General features: G+C 71.6%; 15 protein-coding genes and 1 pseudogene. 8 read left to right on the top strand and 8 right to left on the bottom strand.

Going from position 1 to position 14,728, the window contains the following annotated elements; all coding sequences use genetic code 11:
• Both DQW85_RS47630 and DQW85_RS45860 read left to right on the top strand, forming a co-directional pair.
• Window positions 1–1,725: pseudogene (locus tag DQW85_RS47630) on the top strand (hypothetical protein); the annotation flags it as partial.
• Window positions 1,726–1,978: 253 nt separating this feature from the next.
• Complete coding sequence (locus DQW85_RS45860; protein ID WP_181019825.1) at window positions 1,979–2,140, top strand: hypothetical protein; 162 nt, start codon at window positions 1,979–1,981, stop codon at window positions 2,138–2,140.
• Between the two features lie 132 nt (window positions 2,141–2,272).
• Here the strand turns inward: DQW85_RS45860 and DQW85_RS15110 are convergent, their stop codons facing one another.
• From DQW85_RS15110 to DQW85_RS15140, 7 genes are all read right to left on the bottom strand, one after another.
• The gene (locus DQW85_RS15110; RefSeq protein ID WP_113700943.1) at window positions 2,273–2,554 is read right to left on the bottom strand and encodes a metal-sensitive transcriptional regulator; all 282 of its coding nucleotides are present in this window, start codon (window positions 2,552–2,554) and stop codon (window positions 2,273–2,275) included.
• Window positions 2,555–2,583: 29 nt separating this feature from the next.
• On the bottom strand, window positions 2,584–3,651 hold the full coding sequence (locus tag DQW85_RS15115; RefSeq protein WP_113700944.1) for a glycosyltransferase: 1,068 nt from the start codon (window positions 3,649–3,651) through the stop codon (window positions 2,584–2,586).
• On the bottom strand, window positions 3,648–4,445 hold the full coding sequence (locus tag DQW85_RS15120; RefSeq protein WP_113700945.1) for a hypothetical protein: 798 nt from the start codon (window positions 4,443–4,445) through the stop codon (window positions 3,648–3,650). Before DQW85_RS15120 ends, DQW85_RS15115 begins: the two co-directional genes overlap by 4 nt.
• Window positions 4,446–4,592: 147 nt before the next feature.
• Window positions 4,593–6,695: a (Fe-S)-binding protein gene (locus tag DQW85_RS15125; protein WP_113700946.1), complete on the bottom strand. Its 2,103-nt coding sequence runs from the start codon at window positions 6,693–6,695 to the stop codon at window positions 4,593–4,595.
• A gap of 147 nt (window positions 6,696–6,842) precedes the next feature.
• The gene (locus tag DQW85_RS15130) at window positions 6,843–7,424 is read right to left on the bottom strand and encodes a TetR/AcrR family transcriptional regulator (RefSeq protein ID WP_113700947.1); all 582 of its coding nucleotides are present in this window, start codon (window positions 7,422–7,424) and stop codon (window positions 6,843–6,845) included.
• Window positions 7,421–8,200 (bottom strand): class I SAM-dependent methyltransferase, encoded by a 780-nt coding sequence (locus DQW85_RS15135; RefSeq protein ID WP_113700948.1) that lies wholly within the window; start codon window positions 8,198–8,200, stop codon window positions 7,421–7,423. The genes DQW85_RS15130 and DQW85_RS15135 overlap by 4 nt, the downstream gene beginning before the upstream one ends.
• A gap of 11 nt (window positions 8,201–8,211) precedes the next feature.
• Window positions 8,212–9,021: a sugar phosphate isomerase/epimerase family protein gene (locus tag DQW85_RS15140; RefSeq protein WP_113700949.1), complete on the bottom strand. Its 810-nt coding sequence runs from the start codon at window positions 9,019–9,021 to the stop codon at window positions 8,212–8,214.
• A gap of 56 nt (window positions 9,022–9,077) precedes the next feature.
• Between DQW85_RS15140 and DQW85_RS15145 the strand changes: the two genes are divergently transcribed.
• The 5 genes from DQW85_RS15145 to disA all read left to right on the top strand — a co-directional run bounded on the left by DQW85_RS15145 (window position 9,078) and on the right by disA (window position 13,113).
• Complete coding sequence (locus DQW85_RS15145; protein ID WP_113700950.1) at window positions 9,078–9,776, top strand: class I SAM-dependent methyltransferase; 699 nt, start codon at window positions 9,078–9,080, stop codon at window positions 9,774–9,776.
• 41 nt (window positions 9,777–9,817) lie between these two features.
• Window positions 9,818–10,192: a MerR family transcriptional regulator gene (locus DQW85_RS15150; protein ID WP_113700951.1), complete on the top strand. Its 375-nt coding sequence runs from the start codon at window positions 9,818–9,820 to the stop codon at window positions 10,190–10,192.
• Entirely contained in the window at window positions 10,189–10,494 is a 306-nt protein-coding gene (gene trxA, locus DQW85_RS15155) for a thioredoxin (protein WP_113700952.1), read from the top strand. The genes DQW85_RS15150 and trxA overlap by 4 nt, the downstream gene beginning before the upstream one ends.
• A gap of 92 nt (window positions 10,495–10,586) precedes the next feature.
• Complete coding sequence (radA, locus tag DQW85_RS15160) at window positions 10,587–11,993, top strand: DNA repair protein RadA (RefSeq protein ID WP_113700953.1); 1,407 nt, start codon at window positions 10,587–10,589, stop codon at window positions 11,991–11,993.
• A 40-nt stretch (window positions 11,994–12,033) separates the two neighbouring features.
• Complete coding sequence (gene disA, locus DQW85_RS15165) at window positions 12,034–13,113, top strand: DNA integrity scanning diadenylate cyclase DisA (RefSeq protein WP_113700954.1); 1,080 nt, start codon at window positions 12,034–12,036, stop codon at window positions 13,111–13,113.
• 200 nt (window positions 13,114–13,313) lie between these two features.
• On the opposite strand, the gene DQW85_RS15170 is transcribed toward disA, so the two are convergent.
• Window positions 13,314–14,021: a hypothetical protein gene (locus DQW85_RS15170; protein WP_240197195.1), complete on the bottom strand. Its 708-nt coding sequence runs from the start codon at window positions 14,019–14,021 to the stop codon at window positions 13,314–13,316.
• A gap of 78 nt (window positions 14,022–14,099) precedes the next feature.
• Between DQW85_RS15170 and DQW85_RS15175 the strand changes: the two genes are divergently transcribed.
• On the top strand, window positions 14,100–14,728 hold a 629-nt coding region (locus DQW85_RS15175; RefSeq protein WP_162795007.1), incomplete at its 3' end, for an A/G-specific adenine glycosylase.

The raw sequence follows: 14,728 nt of genomic DNA on the forward strand, positions 1-14,728 counted from the left end.
CGCTGGCACCTGGCGCCGCCGCCCCGGGGAGCCCGCGTGCGGCGGGCCGAGCACGCCGCGGCGGTGCTGCCCGCGAGGGTGCTCCCCCAGGGCCCCGACTTCACCGCCGAACCGGGCTCCACGCAGGCGTTCATCGGCCCCGACGTGCCCGGCCACCTGACCGAGCGGATCCGCGTGGTCGTGCGCGCCGCCGGCCGCAGGTCCGAGCTCGACTTCCCGCTGACCGCCTTCGGCGAGATCTTCGCCGGCGACGTGCCCGGCACGGTCGCCGCCGTCTGGGGGACCGTGATGTGGTGCGCCTACGCGCCCGCGTTCGACGGCAACGAGCGGCTTCTCACCATCTTCGGCGAATACCTGCGCAGGCCGCTCCCCGGTGACGAGTGGGTCCGCTGGCTACCCGGCCCACCACTGCTCGACCTGGTCACACTCGTCGCCGAACGGCTGCGCGCGGGCCGCCCGCGCGAGGCCCTGCGGCTGGCCGCGGTGATGGCCGACACGGCCCAGGTCCTGCTCGCCGACGCCCGTTTCCGGCCGCGCGCGCTGGCCCTGCTCACGATGGTCGAGCCCACGCTGACGCGACCGGGCCTGGACGAGCGCGCGGCCCTGCGAGACGACGAGTCGGTACGGCAGGCGTGGCTGCGGCGCTGCCCGCCCCGGCTGGCCAGGGCGCTGCTGGCGGAGACCGATCCCGCCGCGCACTTCTGCCACACCGTGTACGACCTGGTCCAGGCCCTGGCGTTCACCCGTGACCCGGCCCGGGCGGCGGCGACGCTCCTGGCCGATCTGTCCGACTCCAGGGGGCTGCTGCCCGGGCTGCTGGACCACCGGCTCAGGCACGCCTACGACGAGCTGTCACGCGCCGGCCTCACCGGCACCTCGGCCGCGGAGACCACCCAACCGGACGGCTTCCCCGTACTCGGCCCGGCCCAGCCCCTTCCGCCGCCGCCGCGCCCCCTCCCCGCCACCGGCACCTTCACCCCCGCCTGGACCACCCCCACCGGCTGGAGCATCGGGACCGGCTCGGGTCCCTCCAGCGCCCCCGGTCAGGGCACCTCTCAGACCCCCAGCGGCCCCGTCCCTCCCGGTCCCGATGGCCGTACGAGCGCTGGCGGCTCTGCAGGCTGGGACCGCCCGACCGGCTCCAGCGGGCCTACCAGGACAGGTCGCCACCCGGCACCGAGCGGCCCCTCCGGACTGGGCGGCTCCCCCAGCGCGGTAACCTCCACCGGTCCGGCCAGTCCCACCGGACCCGGCAGTCCCACCGGACCGGGCGGCCCCACTGGGGCGGGACACCACTCCGGAGCGATCGGCCCCACCGGACCGGGCGGCCCAACCAGGTCGGGCGGCCCCACCAGACCGGGCGGCCCAACCAGGTCGGGCGGCCCCACCGGACCGGGCGGCCCCACCGGGACGGGACACGACTCGGGATCGATCGGCGCCACCGGACCGGGCAGTTCCTCTGGATTCGGGGGGCCGCTGGGGAGTGGTGGGGTGGCAGGGAGGGCGTGGGAGATGCCGGCACGGGTGCCACGCCAACCCGTCGCGTCGGGATTCGAGATCGAGCCGCCCGACCGGGCCAGCGCGGCCGCCGTGCTGGGGGCCGCGTACGCCGCCGGGCTGGCGTGGCGCGGAGTGAGCGGGGCCGGCGTGCCGGAGCGCGGGTTCGCAGGGCAGGCGGCGCTGGTGCAGCGGATCGTCCACGAGCGCGACGACGTCCACCCGTGAACCGGTGGCGGCGACCCGCACACGCCCACGGCCCGTAAACCACTAATGACGATATTTCACCCTTACTCCGCCTATATCGTTCTAAGACTTCAGGCAACGGTCCATTCGCCGAATTGTGATCTCGGAATCGGGAAATGATCCCAGTGGGGCCACGGTGACGCGGAAAGGAATGACTCCGATGGGCCATGTCGCCCGAAGGGGCCCCCGCCGTAACCTCGTAGAGGGTGTGGGCTGCGGAAGGAAGGACGACGCGGTGGGGCACGACGACCTGGACTCTCGGGTCCACGACCGTGTCGCGTTGGACGAGATTGCGCTCTACGCCGAGGTGCTTACCGCCGTCGCTATCAGCGAGCGGCGGCTGACCTTGGACGAGCTCGACGACGCGCTCGGATTGCGGACTTCGGCGAGTCACTGAAGGATCATCACAACGGCCTAGTCCCGGACTCCTCAGGGGTCCGGGACAGTGGTTTCGGGGGGTGGTCACTTCCCGCGACATGACTAGTCAGTGAGCCGCCCTCTCCTGCGTAGGATGAGCGACCATCTACGACTACGACCGGACGAGCCGCGCGATGGCCGCGGAGGCCTCCTTCACCTTCGCCTCCGCCTCGGGACCCCCGCTGCTGATGGCGTCCGCGACGCAGTGGGAGATGTGCTCCTCCAGCAGCCCCAGCGCGACGGCCTGCAGGGCGCGCGTCGCCGCGGAGACCTGGGTGAGCACGTCGATGCAGTAGGCGTCGTCATCGACCATGCGCTGCAGGCCCCTGATCTGCCCCTCGATCCGCCGGAGCCGTGTCAAGTAGGCCTGCTTGTCTGCGGTGTAGCCATGCATGCCTCTACCGTACCCGCGTGCGGTATCTGTCAACGGAGACCGGCGATCAGCTTGTCCCACTGCCTGCCGACCTCGTCCGCCGAGTGGCGGACGGCCGTCTCCAGCGCGCCGGCAGCCAGCGAGCGGCGCCTGCGCTCGTCGTCGATGAGCGCGAGCAGGGCCGCGGCGAACAGCTCCGGGTCGCCCTCCACCTCGGGCACCAGCACGCCGTTGTAGCCCGTGGCCACGAACTCCGCAGGCCCCCGCGCCCCCTCGCACGCCACGACGGGCACCCCGCACCCCATGGCCTCCAGCACGGTCATGCCCAGGTCCCCGGTGCGCGAGGAGTTGGCCACGATCGACGCCTTGGCGAACTCCCCCGCCAGGTCAGGCGTGGTGCCCATGAAGTAGACGTGGTTGTGCAGGTCTAGCTCGCGGACCAGGCCCCGCAGCCGGTGCTCTTCGGGCCCGCCGCCGTACAGCCTCAGCCGCCAGTCGGGCCGCTTGTCGGCCACGGTGGCGAACGCCCTGATCAGCCTGTCGTACGCCTTGACCGCCACCCACCGGCCGCCCGCGGCCACGATGCGGTTGTCCATCCGGGAGCGCGGCCACGGCCCGGACGGCAGCGCGTCCGGCACGGTGTGCACGGGCGCCGCGCCCTCCAGCAGCTTGGCCCACTCCTCCTCGGCCGTCTCGGTGGCGGTGACGACGGCGTCGAGCCGGGGGTAGAACCGCTTCACCGGCCCTGGCACCACCGGGCGGCTCCACTCACGGGCGATCTTGAGCAGCTCGCGTGGCGCGTGCCTGGCCGCCTGGACGCCCAGTGCCGGCCTGGTCGTGACCAGCACATCGGATTTGAGGCTCCGCAGCAGCCGCCACAGCGCCACCTCCGTGCGCATCTGGCCGCGCGGGAGCAGGTGCCTGACGCCCGGTCTCGCGTCGACCACCGAGCGCATGGTCACGTTCGAGGCCACGGGGAAGAACGGCTTCTCCCTGTGCCGCCTGATGCTGATCACCTCGACGTCGTGCCGTTCGGCCAGCGCGCCCGCGAGGTTGAGGGTGGAGCGCACGTCGCCGCGCATGCCGTACGCGGAGGCGAGCATCAGGCTGATCTTCACCCGCCCACCTCGATCCGCAGCTCGTCGTCGGCCGTGTAGCAGGGCCGGATGGGCACGCCGTCGATCCTGGTCGAGGGGTAGTGCAGGCGGCGGCGTTTGCCGTCGACGTCGTCGAGGCGGGAGCCGAGTTTCAGCGGCGCCGCCACGCCTTCGACCTCCAGCGACGGCTCCCAGGTGCCGGCCCCCTCGGGATCGGCGGCGAGCACGTCGACCAGGGAGAAGGCGGCGTGGAACCGCACCCCCTGCACGATGGCGGAGGTGCGCAGCATGAAGTGCTCGGACTGCCTGCGCTGCAGCGCCAGCCGGGCCTCGTGGCGCGCGTCGTCGTCCTCCAGCCCGGTGAACGCCAGCAGGCCCGTCACCTCGAAGCGGCCCTCCCTGAACCAGATCGCGCGCACCTCGGCGATGGGCTCGGCGTCGGCGATCTTCAGTGCCAGATAGCCGTTGCGGGTCCGGTAGGAGCGGTAGGCCAGGGTCCGCTTGCACAGTGCGTACGCGTCGAGGTGGTCGAGCGAGAAGCCCGGATCGACGCTGCGCAGCCGCACGCGCTTGCCGTCGCGGCGCAGGTAGGCGTCCCAGCGCCCGGCGGTGAGCATCAGCGGCGCCAGCGAGACGGCCACCGTGGCCTCCGCCGCCCGGGCGCCGGGCGTGCCGAGGAGCACATCACGTTCGACCCCCGTCGTCCGGTGCCTGAGCACGAGCTCGGTGCCATCCTCCAACGGCTCCTCCATGGCCAGTCGCAGGGAGAGCACGTCGGCTAGCGTGACTTCCGCGTCCGTGACGACGACGCGCATCGCGAGCCCCCTCCCCGTCGAATGAAGCCATGCGACGTTGAGGTTACCGTGATTTTCCCGTTATGTGGATGGCAGATTTCTCCATATCGGGCTCCTGACGTGCGGAACTCCTCCACATCACCTGTGGAGGAGTCCGACATTGCCCCGTCAGGAAGGGCTCTTGACCGATTTGATCAACAGCTGGGCCACGTCCACCACCTCAAGTGATTCCTTGGCCTCGCCGTTGTTCTTCTTCTCGTTGATCGCGTCGCCGAGCATCACCATGCAGAACGGGCAGGCCGTGGAGACGGTGTCGGGATTCGTGGTCAGCGCCTCGTCCACCCGTTCGGTGTTGATGCGCTTGCCGATGCGCTCCTCCATCCACATGCGCGCGCCGCCGGCGCCGCAGCAGAAGCCCCGGTCCTTGTGGCGGTGCATCTCCTGGGTCTGCACACCCGGGACCTTGGACATGATGTCGCGTGGCTGGGAGTAGACCTTGTTGTGGCGGCCGAGGAAGCACGGGTCGTGGTAGGTGATCTTCTCCTCGATCGGCGTGATCGGGGTCAGCAGGCCCTCGTCGACCAGCTTCGCCAGCAGCTGCGTGTGGTGCACGACCTCGTACGTGCCGCCGAGCTGCGGATACTCGTTGGCCAGCGTGTTGAAGCAGTGGGGGCAGGTGGCGACGATCTTCTTGACGCCCGCCTCGTTGAGCGTCTCGATGTTCTGCTGGGCGAGCATGTTGAACAGGTACTCCATGCCCAGGCGGCGGGCCGGGTCACCGGTGCACGCCTCCATCGGCCCGAGCACCGCGAACTTGACGCCCGCGATGTGCAGCAGCTCGGCGACGGCCTTGGTGGTCTTCTTGGCCCGGTCCTCCAGGGCACCCGCGCAGCCGACCCAGAAGAGGTAGTCGGCGTCCTCGGGCATCTTCTCGTCCACGACCTCGACCTCGAAGTCGAGCTCCTCGATCCAGTCGGCCCGCTTCATCTCGGACATGCCCCACGGGTTGCCCTTGTTCTCCAGGTTCTTCACCATCACTCCCGCCTCCGACGGGAACGACGACTCCACCATCACCTGGTAGCGGCGCATGTCGAGGATGTGGTCGATGTGCTCGATGTCGACCGGGCACTGCTCGACGCAGGCGCCGCAGTTGGTGCACGACCAGAGCACGTCGGGGTGGATCACGCCCTCCTCGCCGACGAGCGGCTTGTCCAGCAGCGCCAGCACGTCGGTGTCGGCGTGCTCCTTGGGCGCGCCCGCGAGGAGATACGGGGCCACCTTGAAGGCGTGGTCGCGCTGGTCGAGGATGAGCATCTTCGGCGACAGCGGCTTGTCGGTGTTCCAGGCCGGGCACTGCGACTGGCAACGCCCGCACTCGGTGCAGGAGTAGAAGTCGAGGAAGCCCTTCCACGTCGTGTCGCCGATCTTGCCGCGGCCCAGCCGTTCGGCGTCGAGGTCCTCGTCCTCGAAGTCGACCGGCTTGCCGTCCAAGCGCAGCTCCGACGCGCCGCCGAGGCCGTCGGGGCGACGGGAGAAGAGCACGTTCAGCGGCGCGGTGAAGATGTGCAGGTGCTTGGAGTTGACCACGATGACCAGGAACACCAGCATGAAGCCGATGTGCAGGAGCAGCGCGATCTCCTCCAGCAGCGAGCTGGCCGGCAGGACGTCGCCCAGGGCCAGCGAGACGAAGGCGCCTGAGCTGTAGGGGAAGTTGTCGTTGGCCGCCGCCGCGCCGCGGGCCAGGAAGAGCGTCCAGATGATATTGAAGATCATGAACAGGACGAGCCAGGCGCCGCCCAGGTGCGAACCGGAGAAGCGCGATCTGCGGCCCAGCGCCTTGGGCGAGTTCTTGATCCGGATGACGGCGAACGCGGCCAGGCCCAGCACGCAGGCGACCGCGATGAAGTCCTGCAGGAAGCCCAGCACGGCCCACTGGCCGATGAGCGGGATGTGGAAGTCGGGCCGGCCGGTGACGGCGCCCTGGATGATCGCGCCGTACGCCTCGATGTAGACGGTCAGCAGGATGAAGAAGGCCCACATGACGAAGAAGTGGGCGACGCCGGAGGGTGTCCACTTCAGCAGTTTCTTCTGGCCGAACACCTCGACCAGCTGGGCCTTGATCTCGTCGGCCGCGTGCGTCCGCGCGTACTCGATCCGCTCGGGCGCGGGCGGGCCGACCGTGGCGAGCTTGTAGAGGAACGACGCCCGACGGCCCGCCACGGCCACCGCCAGGACGGTCATGATGAGTCCGATGATGGCTACCCAGAGCACGGGCCCTCCTACAGACGACGTTGGCTGCCAGCGTACGTACGCCGGTCATCCACGCAATGACCAGGTCACCCCTGAATCCTACCCGCGAGTAACATTCAGGCGTAACGCGACTCACCCTACGACCGGCACGCGTTCCAGAACAGTGCTCTAGCCTGTGAAATAGCGCTGGATCGTCGGCGCCAGCAGCGCGACCAGCTCCTCCGGGTCGGCGCTGGCCAAGGGCTCCAGCTTCAGCACGTAGCGGGCCATCAGCACGCCGAACATCTGCGAGAACGCGGCCTCGATCCGCAGATGAGGCACCTCCAGCGCGTCGGCCACCCGCAGCAGGAGAGCGTTGCTGACGAACTCCCTGAACATCGTCACGGCCTGCTCGTTGGTCACGGCCGACCGGATGAGGGCGATCATCGGCTCCCGGGTCTCCGGCGTGGCCGTCACGCTCAGGATCAGCCGCACCAGCCGCTCGCCGATCTCGTCGCGCGGCCCCTCGATCACTGTGGGGATCACCACCTCCGGCGTGAGAGGCAGCCGCATCGCCGCGGCGAACATGCCCTCCTTCGTCGCGAAATAGTGGTGCACCAGCGCCGGATCGACCTTCGCCTCCCTGGCGATGCCGCGCACCGTCGCCTTGTCGAAGCCCTTCTCGGCGAACACCCGCCTGGCCGCGGCCAGGATCTCGCCGCGCGTGTCGGCCGAGCCCGGCCTGCGGCCCGGCCGTCGCCTCGTCGTCACCGCCCCACCGCCAGGTAGACCCGCATCGGCACCGACACCACACCCCCGGGGAACGTCCTGCGCAGCTCGGCCCGCTGCCGCTCGACCAGCTCGCCGGCGGCTTCGGCGGGCAGCTCGGCCATGTAGGAGTGTGAGCGCAGGTCGAGCAGGAACTCCTCGATGCCGACCAGCCGCGTCCACGGCACCCAGCGCTCCCCCACCACCTCGAACGCGGCGGCGATGGGCGGCACCGACCACTCCTCCAGGGCCTGGCCCCAGTAGGCCGGGCACGCCTCCGCCAGCCGGGCCTCGTACGCGGCCAGCCAGTCGGCCTGGGCCGCGTTCGCGAGGTTCCAGCAGCCCGCGATGGCGCCGCCTGGCCGCAGCACCCGCCGCGCCTCGGCGATCGAGGAGACCGGGTCGAGCCAGTGCCAGGACTGCGCGTACGTCACCAGGTCGGCCACCCCGTCGGCCAGCGGGAGATCGTCGCCGTCGGCCCGTACCGCCGCCGTGCCCTCGGCACGGGCCGCCGAGCCACCAGTGACCTCTGCCTTCGAGCGGGACACCAGGCGGGCCAGCATCTCCACGCTCGGGTCGACGGCGACCACCCGCGTCCCGCGGGCCCGCAGGGCGCGCGTCAGGATGCCCGTGCCCGCGCCGACGTCGATCGCCGTGGCCCCCGCCAGCTCCACGCCGGACACCTCGGCCAGCGCGTGGAACAGCTCGTCGGGGTAGGTGGGCCGGCCCGCGTCGTAGGCGTCGGCGACGCTGTCGAACACCCGGCCCAGCTCGCGCATCGGGCCCACGCTCATGCGGAGGCCGCCAGGTGGAGCCGGGCGAACGCGAGCCCCTCCGCCAGGTCGTCGATCCGCTCGGTGCGGCTCGCGGCCTTGCGGGTGTTGATCTCCAGCACGACCAGGCCGGTGTAGCCGGAGCCGGCCAGCCGCTCCAGGAGCTGCGCGCACGGCTGGTTGCCGCGGCCGGGCACGAGGTGCTCGTCCTTGTTCGGCACGCCGACGCCGTCGGCCAGGTGCAGGTGGGCCAGGCGGTCACCGAGCTTGGTGGCCATCTCCATCGCGTCGGAGCCCGACACGGCGGTGTGCGACAGATCGAGCGTGACCTGCGGGAAGTCGTAGTCGATGGGGTTCCAGTCGGGAGAGTAGGGGACCACGTCGTTGTTCCGGGCCCGGAGGGGGAACATGTTCTCCACCGCGAACGTCACGTCGGTCTCCTCGCGCATGCGGGCGAGCCCGGCCTCGAAGTCGCGCGCGTAGTCGCGCTGCCAGCGGAACGGCGGGTGCACCACCACCGCCGAGGCCCCGAGCCGCTCGGCCGCCTGCCGCGCCCTGACCAGCTTGGCCCACGGGTCACGGCCCCAGACACGCTGCGTCACCAGCAGGCACGGCGCGTGGATGGCCAGCACGGGCACCTGGTAGTGCTCGGACAGCCGCTCTATCACGTCGATGTCCTGGCTCACCGGATCGGCGCCGACCATGATCTCGACACCGTCGTAGCCCAGGCGAGCGGCGAGTTCGAACGCGTCGGGGGTTCGTTCGGGATATACCGAGGCGGTGGACAATGCGATCTTCGCATTGGGCACGCGGATGACGTCAGCCACGCTTGCCAGCCTAAGCCGGTGACACCGTTCTGGCGCGCGACCCCTACGGTTGGGTCATGTCCAGGATCGCCAAAGGCGCCATCCCGAGCCCCAACATCTGGAACACGCCTCAGGTCTACGAGCTGGAGAATCGCGCCGTGGACCCCGACGGGGCAGCGGACGCCGCCATGCGGGCGGTGCGCCCGTGGGACGGCGCCACGGTGCTCGACATCGGCTGCGGCACGGGCTACCACCTTCCCCGCCTCGCCGCCGAGGCGGCCAGGGTGATCGGGGTCGAGCCGCACGGCGATCTGGTCGCCCTGGCCCGCCGCCGCTGCGCCGGCCTGGCGGGCGTGGAGGTGCACGCCGCCACCGCGCAGGACCTGCCGCTGCCGGACGCGTCGGTGGACGTCGCGGTCGCGCGCTGGGCGTACTTCTTCGGCCCCGGCTGCGAGCCCGGCCTGCGCGAGCTGTCCAGAGTGGTACGGCGGGGCGGCGCCGCCTTCGTCGTCGACCTGGACGCGACCCGCGGATCGTTCGGCCGGTGGTTCTCCCGTACGGTGCCCACCTACTCCGCCCCCGAGGTCGAGGCCTTCTGGAGCCGCCACGGCTGGCAGCGGCAGCCGCTGGACCTGAGGATGGCCTTCGAGCGGCGGGCGGACCTGGAGGCGGTGCTGCGCATCGAGTTCGCGCCGCGGGTGGCCGAGCAGGCGATCCAGGAGACGCCCGGCCTGGAGCTGGCGTATCCCAACGTGCTGCGCTGGCGCCGCTTCTGAGGCTTGACCTTGACGCCGGTGTCAACGTCTACCGTGGTGGGATGCGCATCGGAGAGCTGGCCGGCCGCACGGGGGTGAGCACCCGTTCGCTCCGCTACTACGAGCAGCACGGACTGCTCACGGCCCGGCGGGGGGCCAACGGCTACCGCGAGTACACCGAGGGCGACGTCCGGCTGGTGGCCGAGATCCGCGCGTTGCTGTCCGTGGGCTTCACGCTCGAGGACACGCGGCCGTTCGTCGACTGCCTGCGCGCGGGGAACGGCTCAGGCGGCGCCTGCCACGAGTCCGTCGCGGTCTACCGGCGCAAGCTGGCCGAGATCGACGACGACATCCGCGTCCTGCTCGCCCGCCGCGCCGAGGTGGCGGCCCAGCTCGCCGAGGCCTGCCCCGGCTGCCTTCTCGAGGGAGAAAGATGATCACGCTGACCACGGACAACTTCGACGAGCGGGTGCTGAGGAGCGACCAGCCGGTGCTGGTCGACTTCTGGGCCGAGTGGTGCCCGCCGTGCCGGATGGTCGCCCCGGTGCTCGAGGAGATCGAGGCCGACCACGGCCTGGCCGTGGGCAAGCTCAACACCGACGAGAACCCCGAGATCATGGCCCGCTACGGGGTCATGAGCCTGCCGACGCTGCTGCTGTTCGAGAACGGCGAGCCGGTCAGGCAGATCGTCGGCGCCAGGCCCAAGCGCATGCTCGTCTCCGCCCTCGGCCTCGCCTGACACCCGGCCTCGCCTGACAAACCGGCCGCGCCGCCGACCCCGGAGCTCGCGGAGCTCGAAGATTGTCGGCGCGGACCGCTAGCCTGCTCCGCATGGCCAAGACAGCCCCCAAGCCCGGATACCGCTGCGCCGAGTGCGGCTGGCGCACCGCCAAATGGGTGGGGCGGTGCGGCGAGTGCCAGGCATGGGGCACGGTCGACGAGGAGGGCGCGCGCAGCGGGGTGCACGTCGTCCAGGCGGGCGCCACCACGGCGCCCGCGATGCCGATCGGGCAGGTCAAGGCCGAGGTGGCGACCGCGCGCACGACGGGCGTGGCCGAGCTCGACCGGGTGCTCGGCGGCGGGCTCGTGCCCGGCGCGGTGGTGCTGCTGGCGGGCGAGCCGGGCATCGGCAAGTCCACGCTGCTGCTGGAGGCAGCCGCGCGCATGGCGGAGGGCGAGACCGTCCTCTACGTCACCGGCGAGGAGTCGGCCGCCCAGGTCCGGCTCCGGGCCGACCGCATCGGCGCGGTCCGCGACCGCCTCTACCTCGCGGCCGAGACCGAGCTGTCCGCCCTGGTCACCCACGTCGAGAAGGTCCAGCCCCGGCTGCTGGTGGTCGACTCGGTTCAGACGATCGGCTCCGCGCAGGCCACCGGCGTTCCCGGCGGGGTGACGCAGGTGCGCGAGGTCGCCGGAAACATCGTGCGCCTGGCCAAGGAGCGCGACATGGCGACGGTGCTCGTCGGCCACGTGACCAAGGAGGGCTCGATCGCCGGGCCGCGCACGCTGGAGCACCTGGTCGACGTCGTGCTCAACTTCGAGGGCGACCGCCACTCCCCGCTGCGCATGGTCCGCGCGATCAAAAACCGGTTCGGCCCCACCGACGAGGTCGGCTGCTTCGACCTGCACGAGCGCGGCATCGAGGGCATCACCGACCCGAGCGGGCTGTTCGTCTCGCGGCGCAGCAGGCCCGTGCCGGGCACCTGCGTGACCGTGACCGTCGAGGGCACCCGCCCGCTGCCGGCCGAGGTGCAGGCGCTGGTCGCCCGCACCGAGGCGCAGCAGCCCAGGCGCACCTCCTCCGGCCTCGACACCTACCGGGTGCAGATGATCCTCGCGGTGCTGGAGCGCAGGCTCAACGCCAAGCTGGGGGGCTGCGACGTGTTCACCGCGACGGTGGGCGGCATCAAGCTGGCCGACCCCGCGGTCGACCTCTCGGTGATGCTCGCGGTGGCCAGCGCGGCCGGCGACAAACCGCTGCCCCCCGGGCTCGTGGCGATCGGCGAGGTCGGCCTGGCGGGCGAGCTGCGGCCGGTCAAGGACGTGCGGCGGCGGCTCAGCGAAGCGGCCCGGCTCGGTTTCAGGCGCGGGCTGGTGCCCGCCGGCTCCCTCGACGAGGGCGCCCGCAAGCGCAACGGGCAGCGCTCTCTGGTGCCTGTCGGGCCGGTCTCGTTCGCTCCCGGGTTCGAGGTGGTGGAGGCGGAGAACGTCTGGGACGCTCTCACACACGTCACATAGCGCCGCTAAGCTGGGCGTGACTATTCGACACGGGGGTCCGGTGCCAAACGACAGGAGTCTTGACGACCGCCGTCGCGAAGCCCTGGCCGCGGTGGCTCCGGGCACGCCGCTGCGCGACGGCCTGGAGCGGATCCTGCGCGGGCAGACCGGCGGGCTGATCGTGCTCGGCTACAACAGGCTCGTCGAGCAGGTCTGCAGCGGCGGTTTCGAGCTCGACGTCGAGTTCTCGGCCACCCGGCTGCGCGAGCTGGCCAAGATGGACGGCGCGATCGTGGTGAGCGACGACCACAAGATCGTGCGGGCCGCGGTGCACCTCGTTCCCGACCCGGCCATCCCCACCGACGAGTCCGGCACGCGCCACCGCACCGCCCAGCGGGTCGCCAGGCAGACCGGCCTGCCCATCATCGCGATCAGCAAGTCGATGCGGATCATCGCCCTCTACCTCGACGGCATCCGCTACGTCCTGGAGGAGTCGGCGGCCATCCTGTCCAAGGCCAACCAGGCGCTGGCCACGCTCGAACGCTACAAGCACCGCCTCGACGAGGTCTCCGGCACGCTCTCGGCGCTGGAGATCGAGGACCTGGTGACCGTGCGCGACGTGGCGGCCGTGGCCCAGCGGCTGGAGATGGTCCGGCGCATCTCCGACGAGATCAAGGGCTACGTGGTGGAGCTGGGCACCGACGGCCGCCTGCTCTCGCTCCAGCTCGACGAGCTGGTGGCGGGTGTCGACTCCGAGCGGGAGCTGGTGGTGCGCGACTACCTGCCCGCCCCCTCGGGCCGGCGGACGCGGCGGCTCTCGGAGGCCATGCACGACCTCGACCAGCTCTCGGCCGGCGAGCTGCTCGACCTGTCCGCCGTCGCCCACGTCCTCGGCCACGACGCCAACGAGATCGACGGAGCGGTCAGCCCGCGCGGCTTCCGCCTGCTGGCCAAGGTGCCCCGCCTCCCCGCCACGGTGGTCGATCGCCTGGTCAACCATTTCGGCGGCCTGCAGAAGCTGCTCGCGGCCAGCATCGACGACCTCCAGGCCGTGGGCGGCGTGGGCGAGTCCCGCGCGCGCAGCGTCCGCGAGGGGCTCTCCCGCCTCGCCGAGTCGTCGATCCTCGAACGCTACGTCTGACCCGCCCCCCGCCGTCGACAGCCAGGCAAGGCTCCGGCGACAACCGGTGGCGGCGGGCCGGCAACCCCGCGCCCTCGGCAGCACGGCGACACCGCGTCCCACAACACCGCGCCCCCACAACACCGCGCCCCACGACAACGAGCCCCACCGGCGGCAGGCGCCAGAAGGGGCGAGGTGAGCGGGGAGTGGGAGGGCTTTGGCTAGCGGAGGTGGAAGACGCCCTTGAGGCTCTTCAGCTTGCCCATGCGGGCCACCACGACGTACGTCCCCGGCAGCGCGACCGGCCGGTCCGAGCGGCAGTCGTCGGTGGAGCGGCGCCGGTCCCAGTCCAGCGACCGGACGAAGGGCACCCCCCGCTCCAGCTCCCTGAACTCCGCGGCGCCCCCGCTCACACAGTCGGAGGTGGACCAGATCCGGTCCTCCCCCGAGGTGATGCGGATCTCCATGGCCCGCGGCCCGACATCGGCCCGGCACATGACCGGCCCGGTGTTGACCAGGCTGACCAGGAAGTTCGGCCAGGCGCCACCGGCGTACACATCCTGCTTGCCCTGCAGGCTCAGCACCAGGTCGGCCTCGTCGCAGGGCTCGCCCGCGCGTTCCCCCCTCAGACTCGGGGAGGTCTTGGGGGTGGGGCTGGGCGTGGGGGTGGGGGTGGCCGTACCGAGAGCGAGGGTGCGCAGTCCCGCGAGGAGGGGATCCGCGGTCGGGGAGGCGCTCGCCGACGAGTCGGCGCTGGAGGAGGGTTGCGGACCGTCACCTCCGCTGGAGCAGGCCCATGCCACGACGGCCACGACCACCAGCACCGCGATGAGCACGCTCATGCGCCGCCGCCAGTAGACGTCGCCGCCCCCGCTGCCGCCTCCGCCGCCGCCCCCACCGCCGCCGTCACGCATCGTATCCGGATCCATACGCACAGCATGGTGACGGAGTGGCTCCTTGACGTGACGACACGCCGTCTCTTGCCATCTCGCAATACGCTGGGCCGTGTGGTTGAGCCGAACCTCCTACACGCCCCCGTTCTGGAGTGGTACGAGGCCAACGCCCGGGATCTCCCCTGGCGCGCCGTCGGCGCGACGCCATGGGGCGTGCTGGTCAGCGAGATCATGTTGCAGCAGACCCCGGTCGTGCGCGTGCTGCCGGTCTGGCACGAATGGATGGAACGCTGGCCCGTCGCCGAGGCGCTGGCGGCGGAGCCGCCGGGCGAGGCGGTCCGCCACTGGGGCCGCCTCGGCTACCCGCGAAGGGCGCTGCGGCTGCACGCCTGCGCCCGCGCCATCACCGAGGAGCACGCCGGCGAGGTGCCGTCCGACCACGCGACGCTGCTGTCGCTGCCCGGCATCGGCGAGTACACCGCGGCGGCGGTGGCGAGCTTCGCGTACGGCGGGCGGCACGCGGTGCTCGACACGAACGTGCGCAGGGTCTTCGCCAGGGCGGTACGCGCCGAGGAGTATCCCCCGCCGGCCACGTCGGCGGCCGAGCGCCGGCTGGCCGAGACGCTCCTGCCCGAGCTGGGCGCGGCGCGCTGGGGCGTGGCGGTCATGGAGCTGGGCGCCCTGGTCTGCACGGCCCGCACTCCCCGCTGCGCCGACTGCCCGATCGCCGCGGCCTGCGCCTG

Source organism: Nonomuraea lactucae (assembly GCF_003313395.1).
In the GTDB taxonomy this organism is placed as follows: Bacteria; Actinomycetota; Actinomycetes; order Streptosporangiales; family Streptosporangiaceae; genus Nonomuraea; species Nonomuraea lactucae.

Coding starts and splice junctions, on each gene's coding strand:
- radA (WP_113700953.1), top strand. CDS start 10,587: ATGGCCAAGACAGCCCCCAAGCCCGGATACCGCTGCGCCGAGTGCGGC.
- DQW85_RS15145 (WP_113700950.1), top strand. CDS start 9,078: ATGTCCAGGATCGCCAAAGGCGCCATCCCGAGCCCCAACATCTGGAAC.
- DQW85_RS15170 (WP_240197195.1), bottom strand. CDS start 14,021: ATGGATCCGGATACGATGCGTGACGGCGGCGGTGGGGGCGGCGGCGGA.
- DQW85_RS15150 (WP_113700951.1), top strand. CDS start 9,818: ATGCGCATCGGAGAGCTGGCCGGCCGCACGGGGGTGAGCACCCGTTCG.
- DQW85_RS15135 (WP_113700948.1), bottom strand. CDS start 8,200: ATGCGCGAGCTGGGCCGGGTGTTCGACAGCGTCGCCGACGCCTACGAC.
- DQW85_RS15110 (WP_113700943.1), bottom strand. CDS start 2,554: ATGCATGGCTACACCGCAGACAAGCAGGCCTACTTGACACGGCTCCGG.
- trxA (WP_113700952.1), top strand. CDS start 10,189: ATGATCACGCTGACCACGGACAACTTCGACGAGCGGGTGCTGAGGAGC.
- DQW85_RS15120 (WP_113700945.1), bottom strand. CDS start 4,445: ATGCGCGTCGTCGTCACGGACGCGGAAGTCACGCTAGCCGACGTGCTC.